We start from the raw sequence: 17,706 nt of genomic DNA on the forward strand, positions 1-17,706 counted from the left end.
GTCAGTGGGCGGCGCGGTCAGCGCGGCGCGGTCAGCGCGGCGCGGTCAGCGCGGCGCGGTCAGTAGACCGGGCCGGTGAACTTCTCGCCGGGGCCCTCGCCGGGCTCATCGGGGTACGCGCTGGCCTCGCGGAACGCGCGCTGCAGCCCCTGTAGACCGTCCTTGACGACCCGGGCCTGCGGCCCCAGGTGTTCGGCCGACCCGGCCACCAGGCCGGCGAGGGCCGTGATGAGCTTGCGGGACTCGTCGAGATCCAGTCGCGGGCTGGCGGAGGGGTCGTCGTCGGAGAGCCCCAGTTTCTCAGCAGCGGCACTCATGAGGACGACGATCGAACGGAAGATGATCTCCTGTGCGGCGACGTCCGCCAGATCGACGACCTCGACCTCGCGGGCGTCGAGGTGCCCCTCGAGCAGGTTCTCGGCGGCGGCCTGGTCGGTGGAGGCGGGCTGGTCGGTGGTCATGCCGAACACTGTCCCACGGACCGGTCGATATCGTGTCGCCAGCCACCGGTTTGGGGGCAACGCCGACGACTGGTACAGTCAACTCCCGACTGTGGGAACCCGCTACGTAGTGGGTTCCATCGTCCAAGAGGAGCCCGATCTCCCACCATCCGACGCCGGAAGGCAGTTTGATGGTCACCACCCCGACGAGGGGCCGCGAGCGACCGCGGAAGTCTCGTCGTCGACGGGTGAGGAGTGAGAGGCCCCCGGCATCCCTGCCGTGGGGCCTTCTCGGTTTCACCGGCGTACCCGGTGTGGCCCGGGGTCCCTCGAGGGCGGATGCGCGACCGCGCCAGTGGTCGCGACAGAGCACCATCTACCGAGGAGGGCCCATCAGCGCCGAAGCACGTATCAACGAACGAATCCGTGTCCCCGAAGTCCGACTCGTCGGCCCCGGGGGCGAGCAGGTGGGGATCGTTCGCGTCGAGGATGCACTTCGTCTGGCCCTGGAGGCCGATCTGGACCTCGTCGAGGTCGCGCCCACCGCGCGCCCGCCGGTCTGCAAGATCATGGACTACGGAAAGTTCAAGTACGAGGCGGCGCAGAAAGAGCGCGAGTCGCGGAAGAACCAGCAGCAGACCGTGGTCAAGGAGCAGAAGCTCCGTCCGAAGATCGATACCCACGACTACGAGACCAAGAAGGGGAACGTCGTCCGTTTCCTGGAGAAGGGCTCGAAGGTCAAGGTCACGATCATGTTCCGCGGACGTGAGCAGTCCCGCCCCGAGCTGGGCTTCCGTCTGCTCCAGCGCCTGGCGGACGACATCACCGAGTACGGATACGTGGAGACCAGCGCCAAGCAGGACGGCCGCAACATGACCATGGTCGTCGCCCCCCACAAGGGCGCCAAGACCCGCGCCAAGGCGCAGGAGTCCAAGGTCACGGACCCCGCTTCCGAATAGGCCCTCCGCCGCCCAGACCACGGACGCCCGACGTCCGCACACCCGAGGTCCCACCGGGCCTTCCGGGACGAACCATGTGAGGAAGACCGATCATGCCGAAGATGAAGACCCACAAGGGCACCGCCAAGCGCTTCCGGAAGACCGGAACCGGCAAGCTGGTCCGCCAGCAGGCCAACCGTCGCCACATCATGGAGAAGAAGCCCACCAAGCGCACCCGTCGCCTCGACGGCCGTACGGATGTCGCCCCGGCCGACGTCCCCCGCATCAAGCGGCTTCTCGGGCTCTGAGCCCTCCCACCACCGAAGAGACTTCCGGTCGCCCACGAGCGACCGACCCAAACCAGTGAGGATTGATCAGTGGCACGCGTGAAGAGGGCAGTCAACGCCCAGAAGAAGCGTCGGACCGTACTCGAGTCCACCAAGGGCTACCGCGGACAGCGCTCGCGGCTGTACCGCAAGGCCAAGGAGCAGATGCTCCACTCGATGACCTACAGCTACCGCGATCGTCGTGCGCGCAAGGGCGACTTCCGCAAGCTGTGGATCTCCCGCATCAACGCCGCGGCCCGCGCCAACGACATGACGTACAACCGCTTCGTCCAGGGCCTCAAGCTCGCCGGCGTCGAGGTCGACCGCAAGGTCCTCGCGGACCTCGCCGTCACCGACCCGGCCGCCTTCACGGCGCTGGTCGAGGTCGCGCGCAAGGCGCTGCCGGCCGACGTCAACGCTCCGGCTGCCTGACACCCGCGAATTGACGAACACTCCGCCCGAACAGGGCACGGGACGACCCGCGGATCCGTTCACCGAACGGACCCCGCGGGTCGTTTCCGCATCCAAGCTCCACCGCGCCGCCGCCAGGCGTAAGGCCGGCCGGTTCCTCGCCGAGGGGACCAACTCGGTCGAGGCGGCGGTGGCCACCGGCGTCGCGGTCGAGATCTTCTGCACCGCCGACGCACTCGACCGGTTCGCCGGCCTGGTCGACGCAGCCCGTTCCGCCGGGATCCCGGTGTCCGTGGCGACCGACCGGGCCCTGAAGGGACTCTCGGACACGGTCACCCCCACGGGCATCGTCGCGCTGTGCCGCGCCGTGGCGCGCACGGCGACCGGGGATCCCGTCGCCGACGGGCCCGCGGCCGGGACCGAACCGCAGCCCCGGTTGGTCGCCGTCGGCCAGGCGCTGTCCGAACCCGGCAACGTCGGCACCCTGGTCCGCGTCGCGGACGCGCTCGGGGCCGACGCGGTCTGGCTCACCGAGGGCGCGGCCGACCCGGAGAATCCCAAGGCGGTCCGGGCGTCCGCCGGCAGCCTGTTCCATCTCCCCGTCGTGCGGGGGATCGCCGAGGACCACCTGATCGACCGGGCGCACCGGGCGGGCCTGCAGGTGGCGGTCGCCGACGCCCACGGAGAGGTGGACGTCGAGCGAGCGGATGACGTCCTCGCCGAGCCGACCGCGTGGATCTTCGGCAACGAGGCCCACGGGGTGCCCGAGCACCTCGCCGCGCGCGCGGATCTCCGCGTCCGCATCCCCATCCGTGGAAGGGCCGAGAGCCTGAACATCGTCACCGCCGCCTCCATCTGCCTCCACACGAGCGCCCGGCTGCTGGCGGGATCGTGACCGCGACCCTCACCGCCCGCGGATTCGGCGCCACCCGCGGGGCGCGGACCCTGTTCGACGGGCTCGACCTCGTCGTCGCACCCGGAGACGTCTGGGGCCTCACCGGACCCAACGGCGCCGGAAAATCCACCCTCCTCCACGCGCTGGCCGGCGACCCCGTCGCCGAGATGACCGGGCAGCTCACCCTCAGCCCGCCGGACGCCACAGTCGGGCTCCTCCGACAGGAGGTGGAGCGCGACGACGACGAGGTGGTTCGCGACTTCCTGCACCGCGTCACCGGCGTCGCGGACGCGCTCGCGCGGATGAACGCGCTGGCGGAGCAGATGGCGGACTCCGACTCCGCCGCGGACGCCTACGGGGACGCCCTGGAGCGCTGGTTGGCGCTCGGCGGTGGCGACCTCGACGAGCGGATCCCCGTCACCGCAGCCCGGCTGGGGCTCGACGACACGGTCCCGGACCTGCCGATGTCGGCGCTGTCGGGAGGGCAGGCCGCCCGCGTGAACCTCGGCGCCGTGCTGCTCAGCCAGTACGACATCCTGCTGCTGGACGAGCCCACCAACGACCTCGACCTGGCGGGGTTGGCCGTCCTCGAGGAGTTCATGCAGGCCGAACGGCGCCCGATGGTGGTGGTCAGCCACGACCGCGAGTTCCTGGCCAGGTGCGTCACCGGCATCGTCGAACTGGACTCGGCCCAGCAGCAGATCGCCGTCTTCGACGGCGGCTACGAGGCATACCTCGCCGAACGGGCGCTGGCACGGCAATGGGCCCGCGACGCCTACGAGGAGTACGCGGGCCGGGTCGATCAGCTGAAGGACCGCGTGCAGACACAGAAATCCTGGCTGGACAAGGGCGTGCGCAACACGATGCGCAAGACCGGCGGAAAGGACGCGGAGCGCGACAAGCACATCCGGAACCGGGCGGGCCAGCGCTCCGAGAAGCAGGCCGCCAAGATCTCCCAGTCCGAGCGGGCGATGGAACGCCTCGAGGTGGTCGCCGAACCGCGCAAGGAGTGGGAGCTCCAGATGGAGATCGCGACGGCGCCCCGCTCCGGTTCCGTGGTGGCCGTGCTCGCCGAGGCCGTCGTGCGCCGCGGCGACTTCGTCCTCGGCCCGGTGACCCTGCAGATCGATGCCGGGGACCGGATCCTCATCAGCGGCTCCAACGGCTCGGGCAATACCACATGGCATCTCTGACCCCGATGGACCCCGCGTCGGCGACACGCGACAGCTCCGTGTGAGCGATTGGCGTCGAAAACTAAAGCGATATGCTACGTTCGGGGTATCCGGATGAAGGGAGCCCACTGTGGCGATCGACGAGGGGCGCGCGTGGGCGCTGCGAACGCTGGGAGCCGACGGCGTACTGGTGCGAGAGCAGATCTCGTCCATCATCCGCGACTGCCACGAGAAGATGGCGAACGCGCAGGCCGAGGCCGAGATGAAGCACACCGGCGTGTATGGCCAGATCTGGCGGAAGTGTTTGGACGAGTTCGTGACGGTGCTTGGGCGCCTGCCCTCGGCTGAGATCGTTCCGCGCCGGGGATACAAACTGGTCGCGTTCAACGGGGTGATCCTGTTCCCGTGGCGGTTCGCGCGGGAGCGGTCCACGGACATCGGCTCGCGCCCGTTCGCCGTCTCGGACACGCGGGTCTCGCTGTTCGGTGAGGAGCGCGAATCGACCCAGCAGCGTCTGGACATCGAGTTCGAGCACCCCGAGTTGACCGAGGAAGAGCGGGAGCTGGTCGACGCCGAGAGCAAGGCGCTCGAGGAGGCGCTGTCGACCCACTCCCGCGTGGTCGTCGTCCCGTATGCGAGCAACCCGTTCGCGCTCCACAGCGTCGACTGGGGTGAGGCGACGTTGGGAAGCGACGGCTACCTCACCTTCGCGTCGATGGAATCGCTGCTCGAAGTAGGCGCGGGCTCCCTGGTGGATGTGGACCTGACGGACGAGTCGTTCTCCGACGGGCCGATCCCGCGCCCGGATCTGGGGGTGAAGGGCGACGAGGCGGACGGAGAGGCTGATGGACGACAGTGACACCCTCTTCTCTCTTCTTGGAACAGCCGACCGTCCCGATCTCGACGCCGTCGCTGACGCGTTCGACCCAGCTCGTCTGACCCAGGCGCGTTTCGCGGCCGGCTTGTCGAAGGCGAAGCTCGCCGAGCTAGTCGGAGTCACGCCTGCGGCGATCGGCCAGTACGAGTCGCGAGTGGTAACGCCGCGCCGCGACCTGCTGCCGGTGCTTGCGCGCGAGCTCGATGTTCCGGTGGACTACTTCGCCACGGGTCGACCGATCGGCCGCGTCGACGGCTCGGAGGCGCATTTCCGGAGCCTGCGCTCGACCACCGCGCGGGATCGATCCAAGGCGATTGCATTCATTGAACAGGTCTGGGAGCTGACGTTCGCGCTAGAGAAGAAGGTCCGGTTCCCAGATGTCGACTTGCCGGTGGTGGATCGGCAGCAAGCGGATCCCGCTTCCGCGGCGCAGGCGCTTCGCGAGCATTGGGGCCTGGGCGTGAAGCCGGTCAAGCATCTGGTCGCGCTGACGGAATCGCACGGGATCGTCGTGAGCCTGCTGACGTTGGCGAACGCCGACGTAGCCCGAGTCGGCGCGTTCTCGACGTCTCGCTTGGCTCGCCCGGTCATCGTGGTGACGCCCGAGCGTGCGAAGTCGGTGTTCGTCTATCGGTTCACGGTCGCCCACGAGCTGGGGCACCTGCTCCTGCACGGCGAGGCCGTTCCAGGTGACCAGCAGCAGGAGCGAGAAGCCGATCAATTCGCTGCTGAGTTCCTGACTCCACGTTCCCAGATTGTGAACTTGCTGCCGCGGACCGTGAACCTTTCGCGGCTCGATGAGCTCTCGCGGCATTGGGGTGTGTCGGTGGATTCGCTGCTGCTACGGATGAAGGAGACCGGTACGGTCTCCGACGCTTCGATCCGTCGGGGCTACCAGAAGCTGAACCAGCTGCGCAGCTCCTCACTGGACGCGCCCGAGCCGGTGAACGCATATCCGGGTGAGGTGCCGTCGATGTTGGCCGAGGCTGCCCGGCTTGCCGATCAAATCGGCTTCGCGCAGATAGACCTCGCCCGCGAGCTGCGATGGCACCCGGCACGTGTGCGCGAAGTCCTGGGTGTCGACGATCCCAGGCCGACATTGAAGCTGGTCACCGATCCCTCACCCGAATAGGGCTGGAATGGTGTCGTCGAGGTCGAGGATTAGCGCGCAGATGACGGCCCTCCGGAAAGGCAACGACGTCGCCCAGCGGCGATGGGATTCGGCAGCCGCGAGACGGAGGATTAGGGATGAGCCGATCAAGTTCGAAGACCCGGCGAGCTGCTCGGGCAGCGGGCGTGACTGCTCGTAGCGCCCAGAGTTCCGGCATCGTCAAGTGCTACGTCGAGCGGTTCGAGAACGCGGTCGGCGCACCGGACCTCCGCCTTCGCGAGAAGTCAACCAAGCGGCTCGTGCGCGTTCTGACGGACAACCAGACAGAGCTTTGCGCTGTACTCGGTAATCGACCTGTACTCCCGCAAGATCGTCGGATGGACGATCCAGTGTCAAGGGACATTGGGATCTCCCTGTGGGCGGTCAGTTCATCTCCCTGCTCGCGGACAGCTGATCTCCCTGTGCGCGGTCAGTTGATCTCCCTGGTGGTCGGTTAGTGCAATGGGACCACCCCCTTGCCGGCGGTGGCTTCGGCGAGCCGGAGGGAGGTGCCCTCGGTGATGATGACGTGGGCGTGGTGCAGTAGTCGGTCCACGGCGGCGGTGGCCAGGGTTTTGGGCATGAAGGTGTCGAATCCCGCGGGGTGTAGGTTGCTGGTGACCGCCAGGCTGCGGCGTTCGTAGGTGGCATCGACCAGGCGGTAGAACGCCTCTGCGGCGGCTTGACCTGCGGGCAGCATCCCGATGTCGTCGACGACGATGAGCTCGGCGCGGGTGATGCGGGCGATGATTTTGCCGGCGGAGCCGTCGACGTTGGCGCGTGCCAGGGCTTCGGTCAGCGATTCGAGGGTGAACCAGGAGGCCCGCATGCCGGCGTCGATGACGTTGTGGGCCAGGGCCTCGACGAAGTGCGTCTTTCCGGTGCCTGAGGGGCCACTGATGGCGAGGTTCTCGGCTCGGTGGACCCATTCCAGTCCGGCGAGCGCTGACTGGGTCGGCGCGGGGATGGAGGAGTCGGCTTCGCGCCAGGAGTCGAACGTCTTGCCGGCTGGGAGTCCGGCGGCCTTGCGGCGGGCGGCTTTGGTGGCCTGGTCTCGCCCGCGGATCTCCTCGGCGAGCAGGACCCGCAGCAGTTCGGTGGGGTCCCAGCGTTGGGCTCGGGCGGTGGCCAGGACCTCGGGGGCGGCGGCCCGCAGGTAGGGCATGCGCATTCGTTTGAGTACCGCGGTCAGGTCCTCGGGCAGTGGCACCGCCGGCGTGGTGGTCGGTGTGCTCATCGGGCGGTGTCCTTTCGGGTGCCGAAGCCGGCCCAGGCTCCTGTGCCGGGCTGAGCGGAGTGGGCTTCGTCGGCGATGACCAGGTCCGCACCGGTCGCGCCGGTGGCCAGGTGCCGGACGATCGCTGCGACGTCGCCGTCGGCGAACCGTCCGGCCGCGGCGGCGGTTCCCAATGCCGCGTCCACGTCGTCGGCGCCGACCAGGGCGGCCAGCTCGACGGCGTCGACCATCTTGGCCCGGATCCGCGAGGTCCCGGCGGCGGAGGCCTCGATCAACCAGGACTGGGCTCCATCGCCCAAGGCCAGGAACTCCTTCTCGGCCTGGGATCGAGCCTTGGGCCGGGGTGGGCGCGGTGCCCCGTCGGGCTCCTGCGGGTGATTGGGGTAGTGGCCCAGATCGATGCGCGGCGTGCCCGGGGTGGACAAGTGGTGCCGCGCCACCTCGCACAGTCCCCGCCGATCGGCGACCCAGTCCGGGGCCACGGGCAGCCGGTCGAGGTCGGCGACGATGACCAGGTCCATGCCGTCGGCGCGGACCCACACCTCAGCGCCGACCAGCCCGGGCGGGGTGGAGTAGCGCACTGACCCGAATCGGATGGTCTGATCGGTGCCCACGGTGCGGGTCTGGCCCAGCGCCATGGTGTGGGGCGCCGTCGGCAGTACATGCAGACGACGGCGTTCGTCGATCAGAGCCTCATTCGGGACCCTTGCCGACTCCCGATGCTTACGGGAGTTGACCTTGGCGCAGAACTGCTCGCATGCTGCCTCGAGCTCGGCGAAGGAGCCGTACTGCTCCCGCAGGTTCGCCTCGGTGGGCACCACATCGGCCTTGGCCAGCCGGACGGTGGACTCGGTGCCGCCCTTGGACTCCGGATCGAACGGCACACAGGTGTGCACCTGGGTGCCGTAGTGACGGGCGGCCTGGACGATCTGCGGATGACGCACCGGCACACCGGCGACGTGATCCACGCTGACCGTCTTGGCGTTGTCGGTCAGCACGTAGGTCGGTACCCCGCCCATGCGGCGCAGGGTCGCATCCAGGCAAGCGATCAGCGTGGGCAGTTTCTGGTCCCACACCGGGATGACTACCCGGAAGCGGGACCACGCCAACCAGGCGCAGAACAGCAACGTCGAGCGCAGGACCCCGTCCGGGCCGGGGACTTTCGGCCCTTCGCCCCAGTCGAACTGCAGCCACAGGCCCGGCTCGGTGATCCACGGCCGGTAGGTGCGCTGATGCCCGGCCCGCCACGCGGCCTTGACCTGCGCCACCGCCCGCCTGGTCGTGCGCTCGGTCCCGGTGAACCCCATGGCCACCAGCCGTTCGTGGACGATATCGGCGCGGATCTTGCCGTTGCCGCGCTCGACCCACTCCTCGATCTTGGGCATGTGCTCATCGAGCATCCGCGGACGGCGGCCCGCGCCGGTCACCGGACGCCCCTGGTCACGAGCGGCGACGTACCGCCGCACGGTCTTGGGATCCACACCCGCCAACTGTGCGGCGGAGTGCGCACTTTCAGTGGCGTCGTACGCCTCCAGAATTTCCATGATCTCCCTGTCAGACTTCTTCATGCGTCCCTCCGGTGGAACAGCGCTCGAAAGGTGGTCGAAGACCTCGAGCACATCCCCGGAGGGGCGCTTTTCGCGGGACCGACACGGCCCGATCCCTTGGCCACGGACAGGGAGATCAACTGACCGTCAGCAGGGAAGTACGTGTCCGCCTACAGGGAGATTGGCATGGCCGCTAGCACTCGTTGAGCCACGGAGTCGCGCGGAGTACGTCGCCATCTCCGCGCCGATTGTGAAACAAGGCGCTCACGAGATAGCTGTCGCGTTCGAGGGCTTCTCGGTTAAGGTCCACATCGTGACGGCGGACGTCGCATCTCCTCCGACGTCCGTGTGGGCCTACATCGAGGAGTACCCGGTCGATGGCGGGGGCCTTGGTCTGCGTCTTCGCCAGAAGGTCACCGGCCGGAAGGTCGAGATGTACGGCAGGGACCAGGATCACTTGCTCACATTCCTCAGCAGCCCGCAATTCACAGGTGCTGACTCGCACATGCCGAACTTCTACCAGAAGGACGGCTTCGACGACTACGTGCTGGTTTCCGGAGGTGCGGCCACGGACTCCTATGACGTGCTGCTCTTCAACGACGGTGCCGAGCTCACTTATCTGCTTGGCCCGACGCCCGACACCGCATACAGGGACGCGTTCCGTGAGCTCACGGATGAGTCAGCGCCCAAGGCGCACGCACGTACGGCACAGACGCACTTCGACACGGGCCGCTACCGCGAGGCCGTGCTCGCCGCGCGACTCGCTGTCGAGACGGCATGCGGCGGACGTGGGCCCGACGTGAAGCGCCGGCTCGCTAACGCTCCTGCTGACATTGCGGCTGCGGGTGATGCGCTGTACGGGAAGCGCCACATCGCCGTCCATGAGGGCGACACGCGGGTCGAGCAACCCGACGCCACACAGGCGATCCTCGCGATGCACAGCGTCCTCGCCTACCTAGAGTCAGACAGTTTCAGTAGCTGAGCCTCTGCCACGATTGAGGGATGGCACCGCTTTCTTCGTGGACGACTTCCACGCGCGAGCCGCTGAGGCGGCACGCGATGGTGCACATGGTTGCCTCGTCGGCGACCATCGGGTCGGGGGTCGACTGGGCTGCGTCACAGATCCCGAACCAGTACACGGGTCCGGACCGCGTCGCCGCGATCCTCGCCGATCTGGGGAAGCCTGCTGCGGCCGAATACCTGGAAGGGAAGCTCCCTACAAGCAAGCGCACCCGCTCGGGCGACCTCGGAGAGATTATCGGAGCGCAGTACGCGGCGCTTGAGCTGGGGTTTCGAGTCGTGGAACGCCTGCGGTGGAAGGACCACCGCGAGATGTCGATGCGTGGCGATGACCTGGTTGGGGTGCGCGCGGCCACCAACGGATCGCTCGAATTGCTGAAGGGCGAAGCCAAGAGCCGTGCGACGCTCGGAACGGCGACGGTCACAGACGCGGACCTTGCGCTCAGACGCGATCGGGGACGCCCATCGCCTCACGCTCTCAGCTTCGTCGCTGACCGACTCCACGAACTCGGCGAGCATGCATTGGCGAACCTTGTCGACGACGCTCAACTGACTACAGGGATCAGCCAACGGCAGGTGGTGCAACTGCTCTTCACCTTCACGGGCAACGACCCACGCAACCTCCTTCGGACAAACACGACCGCATATCGAGGCGGCGTAAAGCGCCTCGCCGTCGGCCTGCAGGTCTCACAGCATCAAGCGTTCATCGCGAACGTGTACTCGAAAGCGATCGCCAATGCCCGAGACAGTTGAGGACATTGAGGCCGCGATCGAGGAGGCGACCACCCCCGGCTTTCGCGAACAGCTTCTCGCGCGCGGCGAAGCCCGGTCGATGATCTGGCGTGACGGCGTCCTGCCCGAGGACGCGCCCGCGTTCGATCAGCTACTCAGCTACGACCTTCTCTCCTACGGCTATTCGCTCCTGGGCCTGGGGCTACGTCTCGTGGAGGCGAATGGGTCGCAAAGCCTCGCCCAACGCGCCTTCGAGGGCGCAGCCACAGCCATCGAATCAGTCATCGCCAGAGGACCTAACTCGCGCGAACGGGGCTTCCACCGTGTCGTCGCCGCAGCCGCCTACCACCTCGGCAGTTACTCCGCGCGGGCATACTCGCTGCTTCAGACAGCGCTCGATTCCGGTGAAGTCACGATTGGCGAGCGATCCCTCATCCACATCATCCGCAGAGAACTCGACACCCTGGACGCGCTCATCCTGAGCCACCGCGACGAGGACGTGGCAGCAGACGCCAACCTGGTTGAGACGTTGCGCGGGCTCTTCGAGCCCACGAGCGATGAGGACCAGGACGCTGACAGCGGCGACACCGATGTCATCGACGTCGTCGACCTCGCACTGACGGACGCGTTCGTCGGTGCGATCAGCATGGCGCTGCTTGCGTTCGAGCGGGGTGAGCAAGCGCTGCTGGATGAGGCCCTCAGCACACTGCAGGTCGGTCTAGGAGCCGCCAGCGAACTGAACATGGTTCCGCATTGGTGGTGCCATCGACTTGCGATTCACCTACTCCGCGGCCTCTGGGAGGCCAGTTTCCATCGCCTGCTCCCGGACGGTCCCATCGACGGTGATGGTGGCGACTGGGCACGGCTGCGTGCGACGTTCATCGCCTCCCTCTTCCGGAGGCGACGCTCGGAGATCGACCTATGGCCGTCGCAGCTCGCCGCCGCAGAGCGGGTGCTGAACACCAGCGAGAACCTGGTGTTGTCTCTCCCGACGAGCGCCGGCAAGACCCGGATTGCCGAACTTTGCATCCTCGCGTGCCTAGCCGAGGGCCGGCGGGTTGTGTTCGTAACCCCATTGCGGGCGCTGTCAGCCCAGACCGAAACGGCCCTGCAACGCACCTTCACCCCTCTGGGGAAGACCGTCACATCCCTCTACGGCGCGATCGGGGCCAGCAGCGCCGACGAGGACTTGCTGCGAGAGAGGGACATCGTCGTCGCCACTCCCGAGAAGCTCGACTTCGCCCTGCGCAACGCCCCAACACTCCTCGACGACGTAGGGCTTGTCGTCCTCGACGAGGGGCACATGATCGGGGCGGATGAACGTGAGGTCCGATACGAAGTTCAGGTACAACGACTGCTGCGCCGTGAGGATGCGGCCACCAGACGTATCATCTGCCTCTCGGCGATCCTGCCAGACGGAGACGAAGTCGAGGACTTCGTCAACTGGCTCACCGATGACCAACCCGACGGTCTCATCGCGAGCTCGTGGCGGCCGACGAAACTTCGCTATGGCGAAGTGATTTGGCAAGGCGATCGAGCCCGCCTGAGCATCATCGTGGGAGACGAGGAGCCCTTTGTGCCCCGGTTCCTCGAACCCTTCGTTCCACCGATCGGTCGCAGGACGACGCCCTTCCCCAAGGATCCGCAGGAGCTGACGCTGGCTACCGCCTGGCGGCTCGTCGACGACGGGCAGACCGTCCTGATCTTCTGCCCACTCAAGTCATCGGTGAACGCCTTTGCCAAAGTCATCGTCGACCTTCATGCCCGCGGAGCACTCGGGAGTGTCTTCGAAGGAGATCCGGGCGACCTCGCCTCCGCCATCACGATCGGAGAGGAATGGTTCGGCCGAGATCACCCGATCCTCGCCTGTCTGAGACTCGGCGTAGCGATTCATCACGGATCGCTGCCCGCACCCTACCGACGAGAGGTTGAAAGGCTGTTACAGCGAGGAGCGCTGAAGGTTACGGTCTCTTCACCGACCCTCGCCCAGGGACTCAACCTCTCCGCCAGCGCGCTCGTAATGCACAGCCTCTGGCGCAACCGGGAACTGATCAAGGCGTCTGAGTTTCGCAACATCGTCGGCAGAGCCGGCCGAGCGTTCGTGGACTCCGTCGGCCTCGTCGTCCACCCAATCTTCAAGGACGTGTCCCGAGGGAGGCGGAACTGGAGGCAGCTGGTCGAGGACACGGCTCTGCGCGACATGGAAAGCGGCCTAATGCAACTGGTGGTGAACCTGTTCGCCCGGATGCAGGCCAAGCACGGTCTCCGGAACCTGGACGCGCTGCTGGAATACGTCGCCGGCACAGCGGCGTGGGATTACCCAGAAGTTGCGGCCGAGAGCGAGGAGGAAGCTGAGCGTTCCCGAACTGCGTGGCGCTCGCAGCTCGCTAGCCTCGACAACGCCCTCCTCAGTCTGCTCAACGATTCCGCGGTTGCGGAGGACGGAGTCGAGGGGGCTCTCGATGACGTGCTCGCCTCGTCCCTTTGGGCCAGGAGCTTGGCTCGACGGCAGGAGCCCGTTCAGACAGCGCTTCGAGCCGGTCTGACCGCGCGTGCGCGCTTCCTCTGGAGCCAGTCAACTGCGGCACAGCGCCGAGGGTACTTCCTTGCGGGGGTCGGTCTCGAGACCGGACGCCAACTCGATGAGCACGCCAGCATCTTGGAGCAGTACCTGCGCGACGCAGACGAGGGCATCCGAATCGGCGACCCCGATACCGCAATCGATGCCCTAACGAGCTTCGCCAGGATCGCATTCGGCTTTCACCCCTTCGCGCCCCGCGCTCTTCCTCCACATTGGGAAGGCGTCCTCGCTGGTTGGCTTCGCGGTGAGGACCCCTCGCAGATAGCGGGGGAGGAGGTCACGGACACGCTGGAATTCATTGAGGACTCGCTGGCGTACAGGCTGCCATGGGCGCTGGAAGCGGTCCGGGTCCGAGCGACCGCCCACGAAGAGCCTGTCGGCGATCTTTGGGCGCTCCTCACCGACCAGCACGGACTCGCAGTTGCGGCGCTAGAAACAGGGACGCTGAACCGTTCGGCCGCGCTGCTCATGCAGGCCGGATTCTCTTCCCGAGCCGGTGCTCTCGCCGCGGTCACGGCCGGAGACGGCGCCTTCACGACCGTGTCGGAGCTTCACCAGTGGATGAACTCGGAGGAGGTCCGGCGACGCGCAGGCGACTCGCACTGGCCGACTGTGTCATCTCACGATCTCTGGGTCGGTTTCATCGGCCGTAGCACTGCTGCACCGGGGAGAACCTGGATCAACACGATCGAGGATGCCGCAGTGACGTGGCTCCCCGATCATCAGCCGAGTAGCGGGACGCCGTGCCCTGGGCCCCAAGCGTTGCACAGGACATCCCGATCGGGCGAGAGCGGTCAGAGCCGGTCCAGGATGAACTGCACCCGCTCGTCGGCGCTGAGGACCGGAACCCGCACGACCGGCAAGGGCAGCGCTTCGTACACCTGGGTCAGCAGTTCGTGGATGCGCTGCTGGGCGGCGGTGTCCTCGGTGCGGGCGTAGTCGGCGGCCAGGGGCAGCAGGTCGAGGATGAACGTCGTGCGGTAGTCGACGTGCTCGAGCGCGGTGAGCAGGGCGGGGTCGGGCTCGAGATCGAGGAAGCGGTAGTAGGCGAGGGAGTCGGGGACGGCCCGGTCGAGGAACACGGTGGCGTCCGGGTCGAGGGGTGCTTCCTCCGCGAGCTGCATGTCCAGGACGCCGCGCTGGAACTGCCGCTGCTTCGCCCGGACCTCCTCGACGGTGCGGCCGGCGATGCGCTGCAGGTCGAGATAGTGCCGGGCATGCTCGATGGTGGTGGTGTAGCCGCGGTCCCGCAGCAGGTTCACGGTGGTGGTCTTGCCCGAGCTGGGCCCGCCGGTGATGACGTACCAGTTGGTCACGTTCGCCCTTTCGCTCTGCCCGCTCCGGGAATATCCTCTTCACGAAGTACCTTATACCCCTAGAGGGTATACGATCGACGTCGGAGGTGGCTGAGATGGCACACGGATACGTGGATGACAAGCAGGCGCTGCTGGCGCGGTTGCGTCGGGCGGAGGGGCAGGTGCGCGGGATCGCGCGGATGGTCGACGAGGACGTGTACTGCATCGACATCCTGACCCAGATCTCGGCGGCGATGAAGGCGCTGGAGTCGGTCGCGCTGACGCTGCTGGAGGACCATCTCGGGCATTGCGTCGCGCAGGCGACCGCGCAGGGCGGCCCGGTCGCGGAGGAGAAGCTCCGCGAGGCGAACGCCGCGATCGCGCGGCTGGTCCGCTCCTAGAACGTTCACACCACACGCATCGACACGCTCACGAAAGGAGCACAACATGACCGGACAAGGATTCCAGGACCTCGGCCTGCAGGCGACGAACGGCGGTGGCTGCGCCTGTTGCGCCCCCACCTCCCACGCCGCCACGGCCAACACCACCGCCTCCGCGACGGCGCAACCGGCATCGGGCGAGGTGTCGGCGCAGTTCCTGGTGGAGGGGATGACGTGCTCGCACTGCGTGCGCAGCGTCACCGAGGAGGTCTCCGCGATCGACGGGGTCTCCGGCGTCGAGGTCGACCTGCACGCCGGCGGCGTGTCCACGGTGACCGTGTCCAGCACCGCCCCGGTGGACGCGGAGCGGGTGCGGGAGGCGGTCGAGGAGGCCGGGTACAGCCTCGCCGCAGCCTCATGAGCACGCTGGACGTCGATCTCGACATCACCGGGATGACCTGCGCGTCGTGCGCGACGCGGGTCGAGCGGAAGCTGAACAAGCTGCCCGGGGTGGAGGCGACGGTCAACTTCGCCACCGAGAAGGCCCGCGTGCACTCGGAGGCCCCGGTGCCGGTGGAGGAGCTGATCGCGGCGGTCGAGCAGGCGGGGTACGGAGCGAGCCTCCCAGCCCCGCCTGTGCCCGACACGGCTGAGCAGACCATCCCGCGGGACGATGAGCTGGCGTCGCTGCGGCAGCGGCTGATCGTCTCGGCGGTGCTGGCGGTGCCGGTCGCGGTGCTGTCGATGATCCCCGCCCTGCAGTTCACCTACTGGCAGTGGCTCACGCTCACCCTGGCCGCGCCGGTGGTGGTGTGGGGGGCGTGGCCGTTCCACCGCGCCGCGGCGATCAATGCCCGGCACGGGGCGGCGACGATGGACACTCTGATCAGCGTCGGGGTGCTGGCCGCGTTCGGCTGGTCGCTGTACGCGCTGTTCTTCGGCGGTGCGGGGATGCCGGGAATGCGGATGAGCGTCACCTTCGTCGGCACCCCGCAGGCCGGTGGCCACGAGGTGTACCTGGAGGTCGCCGCGCTGGTGACCGTGTTCATCCTCCTCGGCCGCTACCTCGAGGTTCGTGCCAAGCGGCAGTCCGGCGAGGCCCTGCGCGCCCTGCTGGAGCTCGGCGCCAAGGACGCAGTGATCCTCCGCGAAGGCACTGAGCAGCGCGTCCCCGTCGCACAGCTCGTTCCGGGTGATGTCGTGGTGGTGCGGCCGGGTGAGAAGATCCCCGCCGACGGCCTCGTCACCGAGGGAATGTCCGCGGTGGACGAGTCGATGCTGACCGGCGAGTCCGTGCCGGTCGAGGTCGCCCCCGGCTCCCGCGTGGTCGGCGCGACTGTGAACACCGGCGGGCGCCTGCTCGTGCAGATCACCCGCGTCGGCGCCGACACCGAGCTGGCCCGGATGGCGCGGCTGGTCGAGGAGGCGCAGACCGGCAAGGCCCAGGTGCAGCGCCTCGCCGACCGGGTGTCGGCCGTCTTCGTCCCCATCGTCATTGTCCTCGCCCTGGCCGCGTTCGCCGGGTGGCTGATCGCGGGGGCGCCCTTGGAGGTCGCCTTCACCGCCGCGGTGACCACCCTGATCATCGCCTGCCCGTGCGCGCTGGGGCTGGCGACGCCGACCGCTCTGCTGGTCGGCACCGGCCGCGGCGCCCAGCTGGGCATCCTCATCCGCGGACCCCAGGTGCTCGAGCAGACCCGCCGCATCGACACCGTCGTGCTCGACAAGACCGGCACCATCACCGCCGGCACCATGACCGTCACCGGCATCCACCCCGCTCCCGGCACCGATGAGGCGGAGCTGATCCGGTTCGCCGCGGCGCTCGAGCACGGCTCCGAGCACCCCATCGGCCGCGCCATCACCGCCGCAGCCGACGGCCCGACGGATGCCGTGGAGTCATTCGCCGCCGAGGCCGGTCAAGGCGTGCAGGGCATCGTCGACGGCCGCTTGGTCGCCGCCGGCCGCGCCACCTGGATCACCAGGCAATGGGCGATCGCGATCCCCGACGAGCTCGCCGCGACGATCACGGCCGACGAGGCCGCGGGCGCCACCGTGACCGTCGTGGCGTGGGACGGGCAGGCGCGCGGCGCGATCAGCGTCGCCGACACCATCAAGCCCACCAGCCGTGAGGCCATCGCCCGACTGCGCGGGCTCGGGCTGACCCCGATCCTGCTCACCGGCGACAACCCCGGCGCCGCCCGCACCATCGCCGACGACGCCGGCATCGAGGACGTCCGCGCCGGAGTCACCCCGCAGGGCAAACTCGACACCATCCGCGAGCTGCAGGCATCCGGACGGGTGGTCGCGATGGTCGGCGACGGCGTGAACGACGCCGCCGCCCTCGCCCAAGCGGACCTCGGCATCGCAATGGGCACCGGCACCGACGCGGCCATCACCGCCGCGGACCTGACCATCGTCTCCGGCGACCTGCTCCTGGTCCCGGACGCGATCCGGCTCGCCCGCCGCACCCTGGGCACCATCAAGGGCAACCTGTTCTGGGCGTTCGCGTACAACGTCGCCGCGATCCCGGTCGCGATGCTCGCCCTGCTCAACCCCATTCTCGCCGCCGCCGCGATGGCGTTCAGCAGCGTGTTCGTCGTCACCAACAGCCTCCGACTGCGCCGCTTCCGCCTCCTGCCCGCCCCGACGCCCACCGTCCTGACGCCCAGCCGCGACACCACCCCCGTCCACGCCTGACACCCACG

At 68.1% G+C, this 17,706-nt stretch carries 15 protein-coding genes and 2 pseudogenes; 13 read left to right on the forward strand and 4 right to left on the reverse strand.

Annotated elements, in window-relative coordinates:
- Positions 1-59: 59 nt before the first annotated feature.
- Positions 60-461, reverse strand: coding sequence for a DUF1844 domain-containing protein (locus NR111_RS07930; protein WP_067714127.1), 402 nt, complete (start codon positions 459-461; stop codon positions 60-62).
- A 353-nt stretch (positions 462-814) separates the two neighbouring features.
- Here NR111_RS07930 and infC point away from each other — a divergent pair, with 353 nt between their 5' ends.
- The 7 genes and pseudogenes from infC to NR111_RS07965 all read left to right on the forward strand — a co-directional run bounded on the left by infC (position 815) and on the right by NR111_RS07965 (position 6,191).
- The gene (gene infC / locus NR111_RS07935) at positions 815-1,399 is read left to right on the forward strand and encodes a translation initiation factor IF-3 (RefSeq protein WP_082923789.1); all 585 of its coding nucleotides are present in this window, start codon (positions 815-817) and stop codon (positions 1,397-1,399) included.
- 92 nt (positions 1,400-1,491) lie between these two features.
- A complete protein-coding gene (gene rpmI, locus NR111_RS07940) occupies positions 1,492-1,686 on the forward strand; it encodes a 50S ribosomal protein L35 (RefSeq protein ID WP_007630819.1) in 195 nt (64 codons plus the stop codon).
- A 69-nt stretch (positions 1,687-1,755) separates the two neighbouring features.
- Positions 1,756-2,136, forward strand: a complete 381-nt coding sequence (rplT, locus tag NR111_RS07945) for a 50S ribosomal protein L20 (protein ID WP_007630820.1) — start codon at positions 1,756-1,758, stop codon at positions 2,134-2,136.
- A 10-nt stretch (positions 2,137-2,146) separates the two neighbouring features.
- A complete protein-coding gene (locus NR111_RS07950) occupies positions 2,147-3,010 on the forward strand; it encodes an RNA methyltransferase (RefSeq protein WP_256820488.1) in 864 nt (287 codons plus the stop codon).
- A pseudogene (locus NR111_RS07955) lies at positions 3,007-4,191 on the forward strand (ATP-binding cassette domain-containing protein); the annotation flags it as partial. The gene NR111_RS07950 and the pseudogene NR111_RS07955, both read left to right, overlap by 4 nt.
- A gap of 121 nt (positions 4,192-4,312) precedes the next feature.
- Positions 4,313-5,041 (forward strand): hypothetical protein, encoded by a 729-nt coding sequence (locus NR111_RS07960; protein ID WP_256820489.1) that lies wholly within the window; start codon positions 4,313-4,315, stop codon positions 5,039-5,041.
- Positions 5,028-6,191, forward strand: coding sequence for an ImmA/IrrE family metallo-endopeptidase (locus tag NR111_RS07965; protein WP_206474130.1), 1,164 nt, complete (start codon positions 5,028-5,030; stop codon positions 6,189-6,191). The genes NR111_RS07960 and NR111_RS07965 overlap by 14 nt, the downstream gene beginning before the upstream one ends.
- A gap of 472 nt (positions 6,192-6,663) precedes the next feature.
- On the opposite strand, the gene istB is transcribed toward NR111_RS07965, so the two are convergent.
- Positions 6,664-7,446 carry an IS21-like element helper ATPase IstB gene (gene istB, locus NR111_RS07970; RefSeq protein WP_206474129.1) on the reverse strand — a complete coding sequence of 261 codons (783 nt, stop codon included), beginning with the start codon at positions 7,444-7,446 and terminating at the stop codon, positions 6,664-6,666.
- Positions 7,443-9,014 carry an IS21 family transposase gene (gene istA / locus NR111_RS07975; protein WP_256820490.1) on the reverse strand — a complete coding sequence of 524 codons (1,572 nt, stop codon included), beginning with the start codon at positions 9,012-9,014 and terminating at the stop codon, positions 7,443-7,445. The genes istB and istA overlap by 4 nt, the downstream gene beginning before the upstream one ends.
- 292 nt (positions 9,015-9,306) lie before the next feature.
- Here istA and NR111_RS07980 point away from each other — a divergent pair, with 292 nt between their 5' ends.
- From NR111_RS07980 to NR111_RS18820, 3 genes and pseudogenes are all read left to right on the forward strand, one after another.
- Positions 9,307-9,975 (forward strand): hypothetical protein, encoded by a 669-nt coding sequence (locus NR111_RS07980; protein ID WP_256820491.1) that lies wholly within the window; start codon positions 9,307-9,309, stop codon positions 9,973-9,975.
- A gap of 20 nt (positions 9,976-9,995) precedes the next feature.
- Complete coding sequence (locus NR111_RS07985) at positions 9,996-10,766, forward strand: Hachiman antiphage defense system protein HamA (RefSeq protein ID WP_241261402.1); 771 nt, start codon at positions 9,996-9,998, stop codon at positions 10,764-10,766.
- Positions 10,767-11,487: 721 nt separating this feature from the next.
- A pseudogene (locus NR111_RS18820) lies at positions 11,488-12,831 on the forward strand (DEAD/DEAH box helicase); the annotation flags it as partial.
- Positions 12,832-14,120: 1,289 nt separating this feature from the next.
- Here NR111_RS18820 and NR111_RS07995 read toward each other — a convergent pair.
- Complete coding sequence (locus NR111_RS07995; protein ID WP_256820492.1) at positions 14,121-14,642, reverse strand: ATP-binding protein; 522 nt, start codon at positions 14,640-14,642, stop codon at positions 14,121-14,123.
- Positions 14,643-14,737: 95 nt separating this feature from the next.
- On the opposite strand from NR111_RS07995, the gene NR111_RS08000 reads away from it, so the two are divergent.
- From NR111_RS08000 to NR111_RS08010, 3 genes are read left to right on the forward strand one after another with little or no spacing between them, the layout of a single operon-like run.
- On the forward strand, positions 14,738-15,022 hold the full coding sequence (locus NR111_RS08000; protein WP_206474126.1) for a metal-sensitive transcriptional regulator: 285 nt from the start codon (positions 14,738-14,740) through the stop codon (positions 15,020-15,022).
- A 46-nt stretch (positions 15,023-15,068) separates the two neighbouring features.
- On the forward strand, positions 15,069-15,422 hold the full coding sequence (locus NR111_RS08005) for a heavy-metal-associated domain-containing protein (RefSeq protein ID WP_021010665.1): 354 nt from the start codon (positions 15,069-15,071) through the stop codon (positions 15,420-15,422).
- Complete coding sequence (locus NR111_RS08010; RefSeq protein ID WP_206474124.1) at positions 15,419-17,698, forward strand: cation-translocating P-type ATPase; 2,280 nt, start codon at positions 15,419-15,421, stop codon at positions 17,696-17,698. Before NR111_RS08005 ends, NR111_RS08010 begins: the two co-directional genes overlap by 4 nt.
- Positions 17,699-17,706 lie beyond the last annotated feature (8 nt).

It is taken from the genome of Dietzia sp. Die43 (assembly GCF_024519835.1).
Taxonomy (GTDB): domain Bacteria; phylum Actinomycetota; class Actinomycetes; order Mycobacteriales; family Mycobacteriaceae; genus Dietzia; species Dietzia kunjamensis.

What these genes read in the sequence shown, in the direction of transcription:
- NR111_RS07930 (WP_067714127.1), bottom strand. Translation starts at nt 461, where the DNA reads ATGACCACCGACCAGCCCGCCTCCACCGACCAGGCCGCCGCCGAGAAC.
- rpmI (WP_007630819.1), top strand. Translation starts at nt 1,492, where the DNA reads ATGCCGAAGATGAAGACCCACAAGGGCACCGCCAAGCGCTTCCGGAAG.
- NR111_RS07965 (WP_206474130.1), top strand. Translation starts at nt 5,028, where the DNA reads ATGGACGACAGTGACACCCTCTTCTCTCTTCTTGGAACAGCCGACCGT.
- istB (WP_206474129.1), bottom strand. Translation starts at nt 7,446, where the DNA reads ATGAGCACACCGACCACCACGCCGGCGGTGCCACTGCCCGAGGACCTG.
- istA (WP_256820490.1), bottom strand. Translation starts at nt 9,014, where the DNA reads ATGAAGAAGTCTGACAGGGAGATCATGGAAATTCTGGAGGCGTACGAC.
- NR111_RS07985 (WP_241261402.1), top strand. Translation starts at nt 9,996, where the DNA reads ATGGCACCGCTTTCTTCGTGGACGACTTCCACGCGCGAGCCGCTGAGG.
- NR111_RS08000 (WP_206474126.1), top strand. Translation starts at nt 14,738, where the DNA reads ATGGCACACGGATACGTGGATGACAAGCAGGCGCTGCTGGCGCGGTTG.
- NR111_RS08005 (WP_021010665.1), top strand. Translation starts at nt 15,069, where the DNA reads ATGACCGGACAAGGATTCCAGGACCTCGGCCTGCAGGCGACGAACGGC.
- NR111_RS08010 (WP_206474124.1), top strand. Translation starts at nt 15,419, where the DNA reads ATGAGCACGCTGGACGTCGATCTCGACATCACCGGGATGACCTGCGCG.